The organism is Rufibacter ruber, assembly GCF_001647275.1.
Taxonomy (GTDB): domain Bacteria; phylum Bacteroidota; class Bacteroidia; order Cytophagales; family Hymenobacteraceae; genus Nibribacter; species Nibribacter ruber_C.
The window spans coordinates 17,595-36,342 of sequence record NZ_LRMM01000030.1 but is presented as its reverse complement, the minus strand read 5'-3'; the positions used below and the strand labels follow the sequence as shown (position 1 = coordinate 36,342).

At 48.1% G+C, this 18,748-nt stretch carries 16 protein-coding genes; 9 read left to right on the top strand and 7 right to left on the bottom strand.

The features are described 5' to 3' along the window. Positions 1-84 precede the first annotated feature (84 nt). Genes A8O25_RS12850 through A8O25_RS12840 form a run of 3 tightly spaced genes read left to right on the top strand, consistent with a single transcriptional unit; the run spans position 85 to position 4,218 of the window. Positions 85-786, top strand: a complete 702-nt coding sequence (locus A8O25_RS12850) for an HD domain-containing protein (RefSeq protein ID WP_066835486.1) — start codon at positions 85-87, stop codon at positions 784-786. A gap of 31 nt (positions 787-817) precedes the next feature. Next, the gene (locus A8O25_RS12845) at positions 818-2,470 is read left to right on the top strand and encodes a M14 family metallopeptidase (protein ID WP_066835480.1); all 1,653 of its coding nucleotides are present in this window, start codon (positions 818-820) and stop codon (positions 2,468-2,470) included. Positions 2,471-2,505: 35 nt separating this feature from the next. Then, positions 2,506-4,218 (top strand): M14 family metallopeptidase, encoded by a 1,713-nt coding sequence (locus tag A8O25_RS12840; RefSeq protein WP_161947745.1) that lies wholly within the window; start codon positions 2,506-2,508, stop codon positions 4,216-4,218. A gap of 68 nt (positions 4,219-4,286) precedes the next feature. Here the strand turns inward: A8O25_RS12840 and A8O25_RS12835 are convergent, their stop codons facing one another. Continuing rightward, positions 4,287-5,042 (bottom strand): hypothetical protein, encoded by a 756-nt coding sequence (locus tag A8O25_RS12835; RefSeq protein ID WP_153042734.1) that lies wholly within the window; start codon positions 5,040-5,042, stop codon positions 4,287-4,289. A 554-nt stretch (positions 5,043-5,596) separates the two neighbouring features. Between A8O25_RS12835 and gyrA the strand changes: the two genes are divergently transcribed. The 4 genes from gyrA to A8O25_RS12815 all read left to right on the top strand — a co-directional run bounded on the left by gyrA (position 5,597) and on the right by A8O25_RS12815 (position 10,725). Next, on the top strand, positions 5,597-8,167 hold the full coding sequence (gene gyrA, locus A8O25_RS12830; protein ID WP_066835466.1) for a DNA gyrase subunit A: 2,571 nt from the start codon (positions 5,597-5,599) through the stop codon (positions 8,165-8,167). Between the two features lie 72 nt (positions 8,168-8,239). Beyond that, positions 8,240-9,397 carry a tetratricopeptide repeat protein gene (locus tag A8O25_RS12825; RefSeq protein WP_066835465.1) on the top strand — a complete coding sequence of 386 codons (1,158 nt, stop codon included), beginning with the start codon at positions 8,240-8,242 and terminating at the stop codon, positions 9,395-9,397. 154 nt (positions 9,398-9,551) lie between these two features. Continuing rightward, a complete protein-coding gene (locus A8O25_RS12820) occupies positions 9,552-9,935 on the top strand; it encodes a methylglyoxal synthase (RefSeq protein WP_066835463.1) in 384 nt (127 codons plus the stop codon). Between the two features lie 256 nt (positions 9,936-10,191). After that, on the top strand, positions 10,192-10,725 hold the full coding sequence (locus A8O25_RS12815; protein WP_066835461.1) for a DUF4136 domain-containing protein: 534 nt from the start codon (positions 10,192-10,194) through the stop codon (positions 10,723-10,725). Between the two features lie 67 nt (positions 10,726-10,792). Here A8O25_RS12815 and A8O25_RS12810 read toward each other — a convergent pair whose 3' ends face one another. After that, positions 10,793-11,482, bottom strand: a complete 690-nt coding sequence (locus A8O25_RS12810; RefSeq protein ID WP_241499018.1) for a TIGR02117 family protein — start codon at positions 11,480-11,482, stop codon at positions 10,793-10,795. A 218-nt stretch (positions 11,483-11,700) separates the two neighbouring features. Here A8O25_RS12810 and A8O25_RS12805 point away from each other — a divergent pair, with 218 nt between their 5' ends. Next, positions 11,701-12,741: a nucleoid-associated protein gene (locus A8O25_RS12805; RefSeq protein ID WP_082893616.1), complete on the top strand. Its 1,041-nt coding sequence runs from the start codon at positions 11,701-11,703 to the stop codon at positions 12,739-12,741. A gap of 330 nt (positions 12,742-13,071) precedes the next feature. Here A8O25_RS12805 and A8O25_RS12800 read toward each other — a convergent pair whose 3' ends face one another. The 5 genes from A8O25_RS12800 to A8O25_RS12780 form a co-directional block, all read right to left on the bottom strand. Then, positions 13,072-13,464 carry a phage holin family protein gene (locus A8O25_RS12800; RefSeq protein ID WP_066835459.1) on the bottom strand — a complete coding sequence of 131 codons (393 nt, stop codon included), beginning with the start codon at positions 13,462-13,464 and terminating at the stop codon, positions 13,072-13,074. Positions 13,465-13,549: 85 nt separating this feature from the next. Beyond that, a complete protein-coding gene (locus A8O25_RS12795) occupies positions 13,550-14,254 on the bottom strand; it encodes an N-formylglutamate amidohydrolase (protein ID WP_082893615.1) in 705 nt (234 codons plus the stop codon). After that, a complete protein-coding gene (locus A8O25_RS12790; protein ID WP_066835457.1) occupies positions 14,251-15,486 on the bottom strand; it encodes a carboxylate-amine ligase in 1,236 nt (411 codons plus the stop codon). The genes A8O25_RS12795 and A8O25_RS12790 overlap by 4 nt, the downstream gene beginning before the upstream one ends. Continuing rightward, complete coding sequence (locus tag A8O25_RS12785; RefSeq protein ID WP_066835452.1) at positions 15,476-16,948, bottom strand: RimK family protein; 1,473 nt, start codon at positions 16,946-16,948, stop codon at positions 15,476-15,478. Before A8O25_RS12785 ends, A8O25_RS12790 begins: the two co-directional genes overlap by 11 nt. After that, positions 16,923-17,711 carry a peptidase-C39 like family protein gene (locus A8O25_RS12780; RefSeq protein WP_082893614.1) on the bottom strand — a complete coding sequence of 263 codons (789 nt, stop codon included), beginning with the start codon at positions 17,709-17,711 and terminating at the stop codon, positions 16,923-16,925. The genes A8O25_RS12785 and A8O25_RS12780 overlap by 26 nt, the downstream gene beginning before the upstream one ends. Before the next feature lie 271 nt (positions 17,712-17,982). On the opposite strand from A8O25_RS12780, the gene A8O25_RS12775 reads away from it, so the two are divergent. Further along, a complete protein-coding gene (locus tag A8O25_RS12775; protein ID WP_082893613.1) occupies positions 17,983-18,723 on the top strand; it encodes a LytR/AlgR family response regulator transcription factor in 741 nt (246 codons plus the stop codon). Positions 18,724-18,748: the final 25 nt, after the last annotated feature.

Here is an 18,748-nt window from a genome sequence, read left to right as displayed (position 1 = left end):
GCCGTTCTGTTTTGGGGCTGATTTCTGAAAAACAGCCCTAAAACAGAACGGGGGCAACCCAAACTTTTTGGCTAATTTGCAGTCATGAATGCAGAGGTACTGGTAGAAAAAACAGCCCGTTACGTGGAGCGTCTTTTCACGGGCGAAGGTTCGGGACATGATTGGTGGCACATTAGGCGGGTTTGGCAGAACGCACGGGCAATAGGGCAGAAGGAAGGGGCTGATCTGACCGTGGTGCAACTGGGCGCCCTTCTGCATGACATTGCCGACTGGAAATTTCACGGGGGCGATGAAGAGGCCGGCCCAACGGCGGCGGCGGCGTGGCTCAGAAGTCTGGGGGCGGCAGAAGATTTGGTTCAACCCATCTGCCAGATCATACGGGAGGTCACGTTCAAAGGCGCTGGAGTCTCTACTATGCCTTCAACCTTAGAGGCCCAGGTTGTACAAGACGCAGACCGCCTGGATGCCATTGGGGCCATTGGTATTGGCCGCGCCTTCGCCTACGGCGGCTATAAAGGGAGGGAAATGTACAACCCTGCCATTGCGCCTGAGCTCCACGCCACCTTTGAAGCATATAAAACCAATCAAGCACCCACCCTTAACCATTTTTACGAAAAACTTTTTCTCCTGAAAGACCGTTTAAACACCCCGTCAGGAAAGCAGATGGCGCAGGAGCGCCATGATTTCATGGAGGCATTTGTGGGGCGGTTTCTGGCAGAATGGCACGGGTCTGACCCCGCGCCTGAATCATTTCAGATTCCCATCTCCATAAACCACAGTTTGTAGCTTAAAATCCTTTTTCTACCGTTTCCAGTACATGTTATCCAGGATTTTAGCTTTTCTATTTTTTGCCTCACTTTCTGTTACCAGCTGGGCCCAACGGGATTATCAGAGCTATGACCAGCTTACGTTCAGGTTAAAGCGGCTCAGTAGCCAATACCATAAACTCTGCACCCTCACCTCTATAGGTAAAACAGCCACAGGCAAAGAAGTTTGGCTGTTAACGCTGGGCCGGGAACGGGCCGCTGAAAAACCGGCTGTTGTGATTGCCGCCGGGGTGCAGGCCACGCAATTGGCCACCACAGAGCTATCTGTGCAGATGGCTGAGCAAATGCTGCTGGCAGCGTCTATCCAAGACTCGGTTTACCAGCTTCTCCGGAACAAGACCTTCTACATTTTCCCTAACCTCAACCCAGATGCTTCTGAACAATACCATGAGAAGCTACGGTGGGAGCGCACCGGGAATGCCCAGCCAAGGGATGATGACCGTGACGGCCGCATATTTGAAGATCCTTTTGAAGACCTGAACCGTGATGGTATTATCACCATGGTACGGGTTCAGGACACGCTGGGGCAGTACCGCCCTTCAACGGTAGACCCGCGCATCATGGTGCAGGTAAACCCGGCAAAAGGAGAAAAAGGCAGCTACCGCCTTCTTTCTGAAGGCATAGACAATGACCGTGACGGACTCTGGAACGAAGATGCCGAAGGAGGGGTGAATTTTAACATGAACTTCTCTTACAACTTCCCCCATTTTGAGCGGGAAGCAGGGGAGCACCCTATGTCTGAGCGGGAAACCAAAGCCTTCGCAGATTTCCTTTTCAGTACCCGGAATGTTTACTCCGTTTTTGTCTTAGGTCCTGCATCTACTTTGGCCGGGGGTGTTTCCTTTGCCCCGCCAAACGTCTCCCTTCCGGCTGTAACAGCAGCAATGGCCCTGGATGAAAAGGTGAACCAGTTGGTCAGCCAAACATATGCCGGTCATATATCCGCTAAAAATTTTCCGGTAGTGAACCCAACACCGGGCGACGTGGTTCAGTGGGCCTATTTCCATTACGGCAGGTTCAGCTACTCCACACCGGGTTGGTGGGTTCCCTTGATACCTTCTGCTGAGCATTATCCTGTACCTGAGGAAGAAATGACACCCTCAGAGAGAGAGGACCTTCACTTTCTAAAATGGGCTGAGGAGAATAGCGTCACCGGGGTCTTTTTAAACTGGAAACCTATTCAGCACCCTGATTTTCCTGGGCAAAAAGTAGAAATAGGCGGCTTTGCCCCTTATGCAAAACATACTCCACCCATTCATCTGCTAAAGTCAGTTGCGCGGGAGCACCTTCGGTTTTTCTACGCCTACGCCCACTTGATGCCAGAGCTGAAGGTTACCAGCCTGCGGGCGGCACCCACCGCAGACGGAAATACCCTGGTCACGGCAGAAATTCATAACCAGGGAAGTTTACCCACCCATGCCAAGGTGGGAGACCTGCTGCCCTGGGTTTCTAAAGTGACCGTTACCTTACGATTAGAGGCTGGCCAGAAATTGGTAGAGGGGAACGTAAAAGCCACATTTGAATCGTTGCCTGCCGGCGCCAAAGTACAAGCCTCCTGGAAAGTAAAAGGGCAGGGGTATGTGGTGGTAGAAGCCAGCAGCCCCACCGGCGGCAAACAATCTAAAGAAATAGCCCTGAGATGAACAGCCCCTGTTTAAAAAGAACCTTCTGCGCTTTTTTGCTGGCTCTCAGTTTTTGTTGGAGTCGTCATGCCAATGGGCAGCACAATAGCCAGATCTTTTCAGCTTCCCCTATTGACGACCCCACAGTTGCTGTTAACTGGGAGCGCTATTATGACCACGAAGGGATCACTGAAATTTGCCGGAAACTGGTTAAGGCGTTCCCGCATCTGATCAGGATGGAATCTATTGGGGAGTCATTTCAAGGCAAAAGACTTTGGGCACTTACAGTAACAGATTTTGGTGCGGGTGACCCAGATGCAAAGCCTGCCCTGTACCTGGATGGCATTATCTCCCACAACGGCTTGCAGGGTTCTGAATACACCCTGTACACCGCCTGGTATCTACTGGAAAGCTATGGCAAAGATGCTTTCATCTCCCAACTCCTGAAAGAGAAAACCCTCTATATAATCCCGCTCCTGTACCCAGACATGCGGGACAAATTAATGGGCACTCCTGAACAAAGAGGTCCGAAGGGAGACAATAATCCTTCTGATGAGGATGGTGACGGCCTGGTAGATGAAGACGGACCTAATGATCTGAATGGGGATGGCTTTATCACCTTGATGCGCCGGAAAAACAAAGCAGGGAAGTACGTGGTAGACAAAGATCTTAAACATCACCTGCTCCTGGCTCCCAGAGGTGAAAATGGCCAATTTGATTTGATTGGGTATGAAGGGCATGATAATGATGGCGACGGGTTAGTAAATGAAGACCCGGTTGGGTACCTGAATCCAATGACAGACTGGGCGTGGGGGTGGCAACCTCAATACCTGCAGCAAGGGGCTTCTCTCTACCCTTTTTCCCTGCCAGAGAATAGAGCAGCCAAAGAGTTTGTCTTGCGTCACCCAAACATTGCAGCCGCGCAAAATTTTAAATTTCCCATTGATTTCTTTTACCCAGAGACTTCTGGTGAGGGAGATACGGCACCCACAGACACTTCCTTAGTCCAGCTTTACGCAAGTTTAGAAACAGGTTACCACCAACTCCTGCCTCATCATTTTTATGCCTTGTCAAATACCCTAACGCCAGATATATATGGGGGCCAGCTGCACTGGTTCTGGCAAGCCCGCGGTATTCTTCCTTTACAGGTTGAGTTGTACCGCTTTGCCCCAGAAACAGACGATGCGAAAGAGGAGGGTGACAAACCACGTAAAAAAAGGAAAAGCAAGGAAGAAAGCTGGCTGGGGAAGGAGGCGTTTACACCCTGGACTCCGTATGAGCACCCTACTTATGGATCAATAGAGATTGGTGGCTTCAAGAAAGATTTCTTCCAAAATGCCTCAGACCTCAGCCTAAGCAAGGAGGCGCACCAGGTAATGATTCAGACGTTGTATCACCTGTACCAAACCCCTAAACTTTTAATAAGAAAACCGTCTTACAGCAGATTACCCAACGGCAATACCGAGGTGTTTGTCACAGTTGTCAACCTCAGTAAAATACCCACACACACCCCTCATGATGTATCCCGTAAAATTGAACGCCCTGACTTTGTCAAGCTTAAAGACAGTACCGTGGTAGCGGGCATGCTAGTAACTGACAAGGGTAAAGTGATAGGCAAGGAGCAGCGTTTGAACCCCAGTAGAATTGAAGTCCCCTCTATTGGTGCTGAAGATAGTGTAAGGGTGCGCTGGGTAACAAAATCAGCCAGTCCTGTTCTGCATTTTGAGGTAGACAGCAGGAAAGGCGGCGTGGTTGAAAAGAAGTTTTGATTCAATAAAGCCCAGGCTAAAAAGAAAGAAGCGGGAAAATACTTCCCGCTTCTTTCTTTTTAGCCTCGTTACAAGCTGTCATAAAATGTTAAAACTTTCACGACATCCTCTTCCTTGTCAATGTTCACTTTTTGGGCAGTCATCCATGATTTTACTTTTTCAGCTTTATCTGGAATAGCCTCCAGAAGCGACTTTCTATTTAGCTTCACCCTCTCAAGCTTTCCATTGGCTAAAACATAGTACTGAACTTCGTCTACCAGCTCATCATATGTTTGTCCGGCACTGTAAGGCCCTTTGAAATTTGCCTCTATCTTCTTCTTGTTAACTCTTTTAAGTAGCTGTGACTTTCCATCATACAGAACAGCAAAGAATACATCGGCTAATTTTGTATCTATTGCTTTAGCTTCCGGCACGCGTTTAAACAGTATTGGCTGGCTGTTAGTAGGGGCATCTAAATGAAAACTGACCACTGGGCTAGTACTGAACAGAACAGTATCCTTACTGCCAGGAATCACCGCCGCTAAGTGGTTCCCATAGACATCAAACTTTAAAAGCACATTGCTATATTTTTCCGTTTTACCTGTATTATCTGTTTTTAATACAAGACTACCAGGCAACCAAGAGTTGACAAAATAGGGGTTTCCCTTCATACCCTGGTACCTGTTGTCAAATAATCTCACATTTGAATCTGAACCTCTGTTGAGGGCTTGTAGGTTGAGTTGCGCATTCATACCTACTGGACTTGAGGTTTGGCCTTGCGCTAATAGCGTGAACCCCATAGCCAAAGACATAGTCATTACAGGTTTTAAGAAATAAGAAGTCATTCTAATTTTTTATATTGTACTTCTAAATTTAAGGATTTCTTTAAATAAGTAAAAACATTGAAATAATTCCCAGCAGACTCTCATGCTCTCCATTCTAAAACAGGACTCCGCTTCTGGTTTCGCCCTGTTTTCAGAAAAACACCGCAAAAACACAAACTGTCCCGTAAAATGGTCTTATTTTTGGTGCAGTGCCTTATCAATTGCTCATTAACTTTCAGTACTTATGACCCCTCCACTCCGTTTCTTTCCCCCAAAAGCCCTAATGGCGGCGGTAGCAATATGCCTCTTCTCCAGCTGCATGCCTAAGTGCCCCATCAATTCCTGCCAAACCAGAATGGTTCACAGACATGGGGAGCAACAGTTTAGGGGCATGCCCTGGTACAAAAAGCAGAACCCCAGGATAGGCGAAAAATTACCTAAAAAGTCTAAAGAAGTGAAGGAGGAAATGTACCGGAATGATAGGGGTAAAAAGGGCAAAAATTAGCTTTTCACTATCTTTATAAGTAACTTGCAAGCTTATAGAAAGTACAAAATTTTAGCTCTAGTTAAGTAAAATGGCAGAAAACGAGCGGATTATTCCTATTAACATTGAAGACGAGATGCGTGGCGCCTACATTGATTATTCAATGAGCGTGATCATCTCCAGAGCACTACCAGATGTACGGGATGGCTTGAAACCTGTGCACCGGCGTGTGTTGTACGGGATGTCTGAACTGGGAGTATCCTATAACAAAGCCTATAAAAAGTCAGCCAGGATTGTAGGGGAGGTGCTAGGGAAGTACCACCCGCATGGTGACTCGTCTGTCTATGACACCATGGTACGGATGGCCCAGCCCTGGTCATTGCGCTACCCACTGGTAGACGGACAAGGTAACTTTGGATCTATTGACGGGGATTCCCCCGCCGCCATGCGTTATACAGAGGCCCGTTTGAAGCGGATTGCCGATGAACTACTGGCTGATCTGGATAAGAATACCGTCAACTTCGTTCCTAACTTTGATGACTCCCTCAAGGAGCCAAGCGTGTTACCCGCCAAACTGCCAAACCTCCTGGTGAATGGTACGTCTGGTATTGCAGTGGGCATGGCCACCAATATGGCTCCCCATAACCTTACAGAGGTGGTCAACGGTATCATTGCCTACATTGATGACACTGAAATTACCATCGCTGACCTGATGAGGTACATCACGGCCCCAGATTTCCCTACGGGAGGAATCATTTACGGGTATGACGGGGTGAAATCTGCTTTTGAGACGGGGCGTGGCCGCGTGATTGTGCGGGCTAAAGCCTCTTTTGAGACCTCAAAGTCAGGCAAAGACCAGATTGTGATCACAGAGATCCCGTACATGGTGAACAAGGCAGCCATGATTGAAAAAACAGCTGCCCTCATCAATGAGAAGAAAATTGAAGGAATCTCTGACCTGAGAGACGAGTCTGACCGGGAGGGGTTGCGCATTGTCTATGACCTGAAGCGTGATGCGGTGCCGAATGTGGTTCTGAACAACCTGTTCAAATACACACAGCTGCAATCATCTTTTGGAGTGAACAATGTGGCATTGGTGGCCGGCAGGCCTATGACCCTGAACCTGAAAGACCAGATCAAACATTTTGTGGATCACCGGCATGAGGTGGTCATCAGAAGAACAGAATACGAACTGGAGGAAGCCCGTAAGCGCGCCCACATCTTAGAGGGCTTGCTTATTGCCCTTGATAACTTGGATGAAGTCATCAATTTGATTCGTTCTTCCAGAGACCCGGAGATTGCCCGCGCAGGTTTGATAGAACGGTTTGCCCTCTCTGACATCCAGGCTCGTGCCATTCTGGATATGCGTCTGCAGCGCCTTACCGGCCTGGAGCGTGATAAGATTGTAAAGGAGTACCAGGAAATCAAAGAACTCATAGACTACCTGACCTCTGTCTTAGCTGATGAAAGCCTTCGCATGCAAATCATCAAAGACGAGCTTACAGAGATCCGGGAACGTTACGGTGACGAGCGTAGAACCTCTATTGAAATGGTGTCCAGTGATATCTCTCTGGAGGATATGATCCCAGATGAGAGTATGGTGATCACCATCTCCCATGAGGGCTACATGAAGCGCACGCCACTGACGGAGTATAGAAGTCAGAGCCGGGGAGGGGTAGGTTCCAGAGGAGCTGCCGCCGCCAAGCAAGATGACTTTACCGAGCACCTTTTCATTGCCAGCACCCATAACTACCTCCTGATCTTCACTGAACTAGGCAAGGTGTTCTGGTTGAAAGTGTACGAGGTACCGGAAGGTGGCAAAACCACAAAGGGGCGCGCCATACAAAACCTCATCAACATAGAGAAGGAAGACAATGTACGTGCCGTCATTAACGTGCATGGCCTCAAGAATCCAGATTATGTTTTAAATAACTATTTGGTTTTCTGTACAGAGCAGGGTACCATTAAAAAGACTCCATTAGAAGCGTACTCCAGACCTAGAGCCAACGGTATACAGGCAATTACCATCAATGAAGGCGACAGGCTGTTAGATGTTCAGCTCACCAATGGGGCCAATGACATTATCATTGCGCTCCGCTCAGGCAGGGCTGTCCGGTTCCCTGAAGACAAGGTGCGGGTAATGGGCAGAACAGCCGCCGGGGTACGGGGTATAACGTTAGCCAATGAAGAAGACAAAGTAGTTGGTATGGTTTGTGTACAGAACCATGACACCAACATTCTAGTAGTCTCTGAGAAAGGCTTCGGGAAGCGTTCTGACCTGGAGGAATACCGGATTACCAACCGCGGAGGAAAAGGGGTTAAGACTTTGAACATCACAGAGAAAACTGGTCACCTGGTTTCCATCAAAGGTGTTCTGGAAACTGATGACCTGATGATCATCAACAGATCAGGTATCACCATCCGCCTGCGGGTGACTGACATCAGGTTAATCGGCCGGGTTTCACAGGGTGTGAGACTGCTCAGACTAAATGAGGGAGATGAAATTTCTTCTGTTGCCAAGATTGAGGTGGAAGATAAGGCAGAGGCTATTTTAGAGGCATCTGAGCTTCCAATTGACGAGGCGCTGAACCCGGAAGACATGACAGACCCAGAAATGACTGATCCTGATCTGACAGATCCAGACACAATTAGTGAGAATTAACCTGGAAGTGAATCAATTTCCTTTTAATTATTGTTTAGCATACAACCAACTTCACAAAACCTAAAGAAAGCAATGAAAAAGTTTCTTTTGACAGTGACAGCAGCAGTGGCAATGCAATCAGCCTTCGCCCAGACTTCAGCTATCACCAATGCCATCATGTTTCAGCAGAAGGGAACATTAGATAAGGCCAAGTCAGAAATTGATAAAGCTGTCGCCAATGAAAAAACCAAGGACAATGCCAAGGCTTGGTTCTACAAAGGGGTTATCTATCAGGACCTTGCCGGTCACCCTATTTACGGGAAAACGGTAAACGCCGCAGAAGTATCAAGACAGGCGTATGAGGCCTTTGAGAAAGTACCGGCCTTAGAAAGCACTGCCAAGAAGAAAGAGTTTACCCAGCAGGCTAAAGAGCGCCAGGAGGCTTTGCAAAGCAACCTGTATGCTTTTGCCCTCAATGAAGGCGTGGAGCACTACAACAACAAAAAGTTTGCTGAAGCGCAGAAGGCCTATTTGGAGGCAGTTAAATTAAAGCCGCAGGATACAACTGCTTACATTTATGCAGCCTATGCGGCGGCGGGCAATGAAGACTATGCCAGTGCCAAGAAAATGTATAACCAGCTGGTAGAAAAGAACATGGCCTCACCAACTGTTTACAGCCAGCTCTTGTACATTGCCAGCAATGTAGAGAAGAATGACCAGGAGACATTGGCGGTGTTAGAGAAAGCCCGTAAAGCCTATCCTGAAAACAAAAACTTCATGTTGCAGGAATTAGATTTGTTTATCAAGGCTGGAAAAGGTGAAGAAAGCATGGCAAAATTAGACGCTGCTATTAAAGCAGATCCAACCAATGCCAACCTTTACACTGTAAAAGGAAACTTGCTGGAGCGCGTGAACAAAGCAGATGAAGCCCTGGCTTCTTATAAAAAAGCGGCCGAGTTAGACCCTTCCAACTTTGATGCCCAGTTCAACATGGGGGTTTACTACTTTAACAAAGGAGCCAACATGAACAACAAGGCAAATAAAATGAGTTACGCTGAGTTTCAGAAGAGCGGTAAAGCGTTACAGGCCGAGGCAAAAAAACAATTTAGCCAAGCTGTTCCTTATTTTGAGAATGCCTTGAAATTGCAGCCTAAGGACCGCAACACAGTTCAGTCGCTGTTAAAAGCTTATACTGCTTTAGACAGACAGGCCGATGCCAAGCGCATGGATACTCTCCTGCAGACGCTGTAGTTTATCAAATAAAAGAAGTAAAAAGGGGCCTGGTGCCCCTTTTTTTATGGATTGCACAGGAGTAGGGGATACCTTAACAAAAATTTTCAACAGGTACCATTTACTGGTCAATAATATTTATCTTAACTCTGTTTTAGTACAGGAATCTACAACTATGAAAGGAATTGCCTTGATTGCCCATGACGGGAAAAAAGCTGAAATGGTAGCGTTTATTAAAGACCATTTAGAAATTTTTAACAATGTAAAACTGGTGGCTACCGGCACCACGGGCCAATACGTGCAACAAACGGGGCTAAAAGTGAAGAAGCTTCTGTCTGGTCCCAAAGGAGGGGATGCCCAAATAGCCAGTTTGGTAGCCGAAGGGAAACTTCAGGCGGTAATATTCTTCAGGGACCCACTGGGGAAACACCCGCATGAGCCAGATGTACAGATGCTCATGCGGCTTTGTGATTTACATAATGTTGCCTTAGCCACCAATCCATCTACCGCCCGGCTGTTAGTAAAAGGACTGGAGTCAGAATTTGGGGTGGTAAAATAACAACGAGGGAAAACAGCAATCTCAGAAGCTGCTTTCCCTCAACTTTTTTACCGCGGCCGTGTATACCATTCAGAGCCTGTTTGCAATTTGTTTTTTTAATTGGCTAACAAGTGGGGTAAAAGTTGCTGGCAAAGCCATCATTGAGCTTCATAGTACGCTATGGAGCGAAAGAAGGTGAACTAAGGCTCTTTTATCTCTTTCAGAGCGTAAAAACTCATGAGAACACGCTTACAGGTATAACGTTAATAGAATGGGAATGGCAAGATACTGGTGGAAAGTGATGTGGCTGTGCGTGGTACTATTGATCAGCTGCAATGCGGTAAGGGTTTCAAACAAGGAAGCAGCAGATGATTTTCGGCTGGCCTCCTACAAAACTTTTGATTTTCAGTCTGACGCCACCGCAGAGACCGCTGCCTTTGAGCAGGAATTTGGCCTCTTGAGAAATGAAGTGGCCAAACAACTGCAAAAAAGAGGGTTACGGCAAAGCAGTGGCCAACCAGATCTATTGGTGAACATTGGGGCTATGATTTCAGAAAAAACGCAGACCCGTGAAACCAGGTTTGGGCAAGATGGTCCGTATTACACTGGACAGCGGCGCTATAGCTGGAAAAGCCAGGAAGTACCGGTGGGTACTTACCAGGAAGGCACTGTTTCTGTCCATTTAGTTGACCGGGTGAAAAACGAGTTGGTATGGCGGGCAGACGCTGCGGCTGTCATCCCCAATAAAAAAGAGAAACTGGAAGAGCGGATCAGAGAAGGGGTTGAAGAAATGTTTAAAGAGATTCAGTAGGGAGAGATCTCTGTTTTGTTAATTATTACTTAACATAATATAAATTATAAGACTTTTATCTGGTTCTCTATTCAGCGGCTTTCTTTGCTGGTCTGTAGTGATACAGTATGCCTGTATCAAAGGGTGTCCACCAGCTGGCTTTCTGCCCGCAGGCCTTTAACCCGTTGTTAGTCCAGGTGTTGCAGGTGTAAAAGAGATTATAACTTCCTTTTGCCTCATAAAAAGCATCATTGGTGCCATAATTGGCATCTGTTTTAACAGGCATGGTGCTACCTGCCGCATCCAGCTGGAACCATTGCTGAATGTGTCTGATCAGGCGGCTGTACTGACTCTTGGTGAGCAAAATCTTCTTACACAGTTCATTTTCCTGCAGCTGCTGGTAAAAAGTGGCATGAATGGCCGAACTGCTCAACCCGAACATCGCTTTAAAGGCAGTACTGACCTTTAAGTCAGCCCACGTTGGTGTTTCCAGGTAAAAGACTTTATCTCCCCAGCCAAAGGCCACATACCGGGCTTCTGTGGCCGGCACCTTTGTGTCAGCCACAGAAATGAAGCTGTTCCAGTCAAAAACCTCAGTTTTCAAAGGCACCACCAGGTCAGTATGCACGCCATTTGAGAGAATATAAATTTCCACATCGCCCTGAGCAGAAAGTTCTTTGGGCACTAAAATCCTGGACAGGAAAAAGGCCGCCACCAGGTACAGCACCACCAGTGCCACAAGGGTAAGAATAAAAAGGGTCAGAAATTTAATGGCCACCCTCAGAGAAGTCAGATTTTTGAGGAACACATTCAGAGGTAAAGCGCATGCGGGGCAAGCGGGTAAACAATATCAGTACGTCCACACCAAATTGAAGGGCTGTTTTAGGGCTGTTTTCTGAAAAATACGTCTAAAACAGCGGTTTGCCAAATTTGATTTCGAACTAAAATCACAATCAGTTTCATTAGTTTTGCCACCCGTTTATTTGGCTTTTGATCATGAAATTTGATACCGCATCGCTGACCAGTCTTTCCATTCACCATGTGGGCAACAAGGGGTTGGAACAGAAACTGACACTTTCAGAGAATACGTTTGAACCCGGCAAAGAGCTCACTGAGAAGTTAGAGAAATTCTTCCTCACCAAGTTTAGCCAGGCGCATGAGCGGTTTCACTTCACCCACCCCTCCTCTCTGCAGTTCAATGAGGTCTACAGCTACGCAGACAATATCTTTGCCGACAAAGCCGCTTTTCATGAAAACAGCCGGCAGATGGCCCGGCACCTGTTTGAAAGCTCCAGCCACCCCAAAATTAAACCCGGCGAACTTTATGTGTGCCATTTCATTAACTGCGAGGTGGAAGAACGTGTGGTAGAGGCCATAGGTATCTTTAAAACCGAAGTCAAGACAGGTTACTTTGACGTGCAGCGCAAGAACCGTGACTATACCATCTCCTACCTGGAGGGCATTGACAGCAATAAGTTTGACAAAGGCTGTATCATTTTCAACACCAAACCAGAAGAGGGTTTTATTGTAGCCATCATAGACAACCAGAACCGCGGCGAAGAAGCCCAATACTGGCGGGAGAATTTTCTGGGGCTCACCCAGATCAACAATGAGTTCCACCAGACCAACCACATCCTGAACCTGACCAAAGAATTCATCTCAGAACGCATGTCTGAGGAGTTTGAGGTAGAAAAGACAGACCAGATTGTGCTGCTCAACCGATCAGTGGAGTATTTCAACAAGCACGAGACATTTGACAAAGAAGAATTTGAAGCCGAAGTCTTTGGGCAGCCAGAACTGATTGAGTCCTTTAGGAACTATGACGGGGAATACCGGCAGAATTATGACATTGAACTGGAAGACAGTTTCAGTATTTCGCCGCAGGCGGTAAAAAAACAAGCCCGGGTTTTTAAAAGCGTCTTAAAGCTGGACAAGAACTTTCACATCTATATTCACGGCAACAAGGACATGATAGAGAAAGGCGTAGATGAGGATGGCCGTAAATACTACAAGCTCTTTTATGAAGATGAGGAGTAGTTTCCTGTTTTGGGGCTGTTTTCCAGAAAGCAGCCCCAAAACAGGAAACTACAGCTACCCTCCCAGCTATTATCTCCAAAGCCAGTCTACAGCAACTCATCTGGCTGGTAGATCTAAAGCGGCTCTTACCTGAGCCCCACTCCTGGTTTGAAAGCTTCTTCGGCATTGGTATTTCCAGAAAGATGAAATTATTTAAGAAGCCTTTCTAAAAGGAGTACGTTTCAAGGGCGCTGTTTTTCTGTTTCCGGACTGTTTTTCTTAAAACAAAGCAAAAACGCAAGCCCCCATTACAGAAGCTTGCGTTTCCAGATGAAATCTACTTAATTCCCTCTAAACCGTTAGTTCCTGCAGAACAGGCTGTCTAACGGTACTGATTTCGGCTCTGCCTTCATCTGAGCTGTCAAGGAAATAGCTCACAGCGGCCAGGGCAATGGCTATCACCAGGGCAGGCCAGAAGCCTTTTATCTCAAAATTGCGCACCAGTTTGTCAGCCAGCTTAATGACCACGGCCGCCACAATAATGCGCACAATACTGGTTAGCAGGAAGAACGTTACCAGGTTTAAAACGCCTCTCAGAAGCCACCCTATCAAGAAATTGAGAATTGCCACCAAGATAGCCACCCAAAGGGCCGTCCAGAAGCTTTTGATCTTTACCTGCGGCAGAATGTACGCCAGCAGCAGAATGACACCTGCGCTTACCAAGAGTTCAATAATCCAGTTCATTTTTCATAGTTTTAGTAGAACAATCAAGAACGTGTGGCCTCAACGGCCGAATTAGAATTCATATACTCCCATTGAGCCAATTTGGTTAGAGGGCCCGGCTAAACGACTTCACAAGCGCCTGCTGCAGCTCAGGCCATGCCGGCAGTCCCTGCTCCGGAAACCGCTGGTTTACCTCCAACTCTAGCCCCGCGTACTGCCGGGGGCTGAAACGTCTCCTCAGGTGGGTCACCAAACCATCTGCGGTTCCTTTGTACGGGTAGTTGTACCTGACCCTCAGGCCGGGAATTTCCTGCTCCAGAAGCTGTCTCCAGCGCGCAGAAAAAAGCTGCTCCCGCTCCCTAGCCGGATCATACAGCAAACTTATGTCTGCCTTCCTCTCTTTCCCCATTAGCTCAGGGGTGAAACTATGCACTGAGAGATGCAGCACTGGTCCGCCTCCCGCTACCCATTCCTGCACTTTCTGCTCCACCAACTGCCGGTACGGGTGGTAGTGCGTTGCCAGTATCTCTGTTTTCTCTGCTGGCGAGGCTTTCTGGGTAAACTCTGAGAACAGCTGCGGATGGTGCTCAGAGCGGTTCAGCTCAACCAAAAGGCGGCTGGTGGTACTGAAAGTGGAAAAATGAGCGGTAGGAATAAACTGGTGGAACAGTTCCAGTGCACCTATGTCATACCCTCTATGGGATTGCAGCACCTGCTGGGCATTTGTAAAATATTGGCTGTAATCCCGGGGTATCTCATTTCCACCGTGCTCACAGGTTACCAGCACCTTCACTTCTGCGGCATTGTTCATGCTTCAAAAAGTTTATTGTGGGCCAGGCAGTCTGCCAACTGACGGTACACCTTCTCTAGGGCTTCCTGGCCGGGGTTCTCCCCCAGAGCCTTCAGCAATCGCTGTGACAGACAACCCTGGTTTAACATAATTTCCACACCACAAGACAATTCATCTGTAAATTCACCAGACGCCTTCACCTCCTGCCACAGATGTTGCCACACCTGTTTCAGGGTAGCCGTGTCCTCCTCCATACCAAGCATCCGGAGATAGCTGGGTTGGGTGATTTCTGTTTCCGGGCCGTTTTTCACAGATTGAAGGAAAACTGAAGCCAACCAGGAGGTTTCTACCTGCTGCTGCTCAACATAACTAGCCCACTCCTCTCCCACCATTCTTTTGAGCACCTCCGTCACCAGTGACACAATTGCTATATCTGCCAGCGGGCATTCCTGGTTGTCTATGATTCTGATCTCAATCGCCCCCCTTGAAAAGCGGGCAATAGCGCCCCGGGAATTAAGAAACTCCTCCTGCAAAATCCCCTCCGGGTCATACGGGGCAATGGCTTTGAACATAGGCAGGAAGATTTGCTCCTGGTACGCCTGTTCAGAGAAAACCGCCTCTGGCACCACCTCCCCGGCTATCAGGGGGATCTTTTGCTGATTTTTCCGGTACACTTCCAGCCGGCTGTCCAGGAAACTGGTCACCTGGCCGTCTAATACCGGCGAAGCCGCACTGAGGGCCGGGATCAACGGCAGGACCAACCGGATGGCCGCATGCAGACGCCCAAACTCCTCATCATTGGCAAACGGAAGGTTCAGGTGCGTGCTCTGCAGGTTTGACCAGCCGTGGCCCTGGCAATCAAACACTTTGTTATAGGCCTGGTAGATTTCACTCGCTTCATGGGGCCAGAGCTTAGTTTCGTGATAAGGGTTCATGAACGGATGCGCCCCCGTGGGAAGCAGCATGGCATTGTGCCGCGCCAACAACTGGTTCACCCGCTGAACTTCGTTATAGAACTTTTCTGAAAGCGCAGAAAGGCATGGGGCGGGGCCATTGGTTTTTAACTCCAGCACGTGCAATACCAGCTCATTAGACCAGGCCATGTCGCCCCGCTCCACGTCAGATGTCAACTCTCCGGCTTCGGCTTTCAGCACCTCATCTGAGATGGGTTTTACCTGCAGGGTGTCTCGGTCTACAATCATGTATTCCATCTCCACCCCAAACCCCTGAAATAACCCTAGTCTATTGTTCATGTTGGTTCAGGTTCTTCTGGTTGTCAATGCGGCGTTTGATAGATTTCAGAATGGTTTGATACAGGTCTTTCTTCAGGATTTTGTCTTCCACGCCATAATCAATGTTGGGGTTGTCATTCACCTCAATGATATAGGCTTTGCCGTCAATCTCCTTCAGATCTACCCCATACAAACCGTCGCCAATCAAGTTGGCAGCTTTCAGGGCGGTATGCAGCACAAAAAAAGGAACATCTGCAAAAGGGACCGTTTCAAAATCACCGGTGATGTCTTTCTTTTTGCCGTCCCAGTTATAAATCTGCCAATGGTCTTTGGCCATGAAATATTTGCAGGCATAGAGCGGCTGCTTGTCCAGAATGCCAATGCGCCAGTCAAAATCAGTGGGCTTGAACTCTTGCCCAATGATGAGGTCAGACTCAGAGAGCATCTCCTGCAGCTGTTCCTGCAGCTCCTCTTCGGTTTTCACCTTCACCACGCCCTGGGAGAAAGAAGAATCTGGTTTTTTCAGGACGCAGGGCAAACCCAGCTCCTCGGTCACCTTGGCGCAGTTGTCGCGGTGAATGATCATAGATTTTGGAATGGGAACCTTCGCTTTGGTCAGAAGTTCAGCCAGATAGACTTTGTTGGTGCACCTCAGGATAGACACTGGGTCGTCAATCACCACCAACCCGTCAGCATGCGCCCTTCGGGCGAAGCGGTACGTGTGGTGGTTCACAGAGGTGGTTTCCCGTATGAAGAGCGCGTCAAACTCTGAGAGCCGCCGGTAGTCTTCCTTGGTTATTAATTCGGTATAAAAACCAAGGGAGTCTGCCGCCTCTATGAACTGCTGAATGGCTTTGTCATTGCTGGGCGGGTCACTGTCTGCGTGGTTCACCAGAATGGCCAAATCATAGATTTTTTTGTTCGTTCTGATAGAAGAGAAACGGTTGCGGGCAAAATACGCCTTGGCAAATTTGTAGAGGTCCTTTAAATGGTGTTCTGGCACCTCGTTTACCGGAATGGGGTTGATGCTCTCCAGCACCCACTCCTTGTTGTAGACAAACTGCGCCCGGAGCAAAGGAGCCTGAAACAGGTCATGCAGTTGCTTGCTCAGTTTCTCATACTGCTTGGCCACATTCTGCCCAAAGTAAATACTCAGGGTGAAGTTCTTTGACTTTAACTTGGAAAGGCTTTTCTGGATGGTCTCATTGATCTCATCTGTAATGGCCCGCACTATGGTCTGGGATTTGAGGTCCTGAATGGTGGTGACGTTGGGAATTGCCCGGTGCCCGCGCGCCTCAGCCAGCAGTGATACATAGTACCCGCTGCTTTGGTATTTATAGGATCGGCAGAGGTTAAATATGCGGGCACTTTTAAGTTCAGTGTAGGCTGGGTCGGTGAGGTACCGCTGCGCATCTACTATTTCCACGTCTTCTACGTCTAAGTCCCAGTCTTTGGGATTATTGACCACTACTAGTTTGCGCATGCAGGTGTTGGGGTTCGGTTGAAGTTTTGTTAGTGTTTTCTTTGGGTTCTATGGCGAGCAGATTGGCATCATAGGTCACAATGCCCAGCATAATGGCATTGATGAGACGCGACACCTGCACATTATAATAGTTATTGCCAAAAAGGGGGTTCTCCTGATAAGGGTCCGCCACAATCACATGTTCTTTGTCCTGGTCATCTACAAACCCGGCCAGAACCACAAAATGGCCCAGGGGCTCCCCCCTTACATCATCATAGATAGACTCTCCCCGCTCATTGGTGCGCTCCCTGGCGCAGTTATAGAGGTAGGTGGCGCTGAGGCCGGTTAACAGGGGAATTCCGCGGGAGAAATAACTGTCCAGCAGGCTTGGGGTAAGGTCCCGGTAGCAGATCTCCCCTCCCAGCTCCAGAAACTCAATGTAAGCGCGCGTGGCCACCTGGAGTTTGGTATCAGACTTAAACAACAGTTGTTCCTTGAGGTTGGCAATGAGTTTCTCAGTGCTCTGCTTGAACCACGTGGGGTCAAACACGTGCAGGTTATAGGAGTAGATGCGGGCGCGGTACCCTCTTTTAAGGGCATGGCATCCCAGTAAAACAGCCAGGGTTCCCCCTTCCTCCAGAAAAGACACCTCTGAGATCACCTGTTCCAGCGGTAGAGCATCCTGGAAATACTGGTATACCGCATGCAGGCTGGTGGGCCCGCAAGTTGAGTCATCTGGCTGGGTCAGGATTTTCAGGGAGTTGAGCAGCGTTACAGGTAGCACGGTCTAATTTTATTTGGCATGCCTCTTATACGTTTTTTTACATAAGTGTTTTGCGCAATGGCCACAAGAACTGGGAAACAGGAGTGGTTTTACAGCCGTGTTATTTGTGAAGCAGGAAGATTTTCTTATCTTACCTGTAACAAACCGCCCCTATAGGTGTTATTAACTATAATTTTACCTTTACCCCTAGGCGCTGCAAACGTTTAGAACTAATTTTGGGGTAAGAAATAAATAGAAACAATTTGACACAGGTCTACAAACTAATTACCGCTTGAAAAAGGAAACCCCCTACCGCGCTATCATCATTGATGATGATGAGCTCAGCCGCATGATACTGGAGCGCCACATCAAGGCGACTCCTTCTTTGGAACTGGTAAAAGCATTCAACTCCAGCACTGAAGGCCTTGCCTGGCTTCTGCAGAACGAAGGTGTGGATATACTGTTTCTGGATGTAGAGATGCCCGAGATGACGGGCATTGACCTGCTCAGAACCCTCCCTAAAAAACCGCAGACCATTCTGATCACCTCCCACAAAGACTTTGCCCTGCAGGCCTTTGAACTTCAGGTGTCTGACTACCTGCTCAAACCGGTAGATTTTACGCGCTTCACCCAGGCCGTTCTCAACACCACCAGCAAACTGGAGGCAGTACAGAGCGCCCAGGCTGCACTGGCCCCACCAGCCGCGGCGGCGGCGGCCCAGCCAGATGAGTTGTTTGTAAAAGTAGACAACAAGATCATCAAGCTGAAATATGAGAACATCTCCTTCATAGAGGCCCGGGGAGACTATGTAGTCATCAACACAGAAAACAAGAAGCACATTGTCTATACCACCATGAGTGCCATAGACCAGAAGCTTCCCGCTGAGCTATTCCTGCGCATTCACCGCTCTTTTATCATCAACCTTAAGAAAATTGAGATGATAGAAGATGACTCCGTATTCATGCAGGAAAAATACATTCCTATTGGTGGCTCCTACCAGAGTAAATTTTACAGCAGAATCAACAAACTGTAAGTAGAGCCCACTATTTCCCTGACTC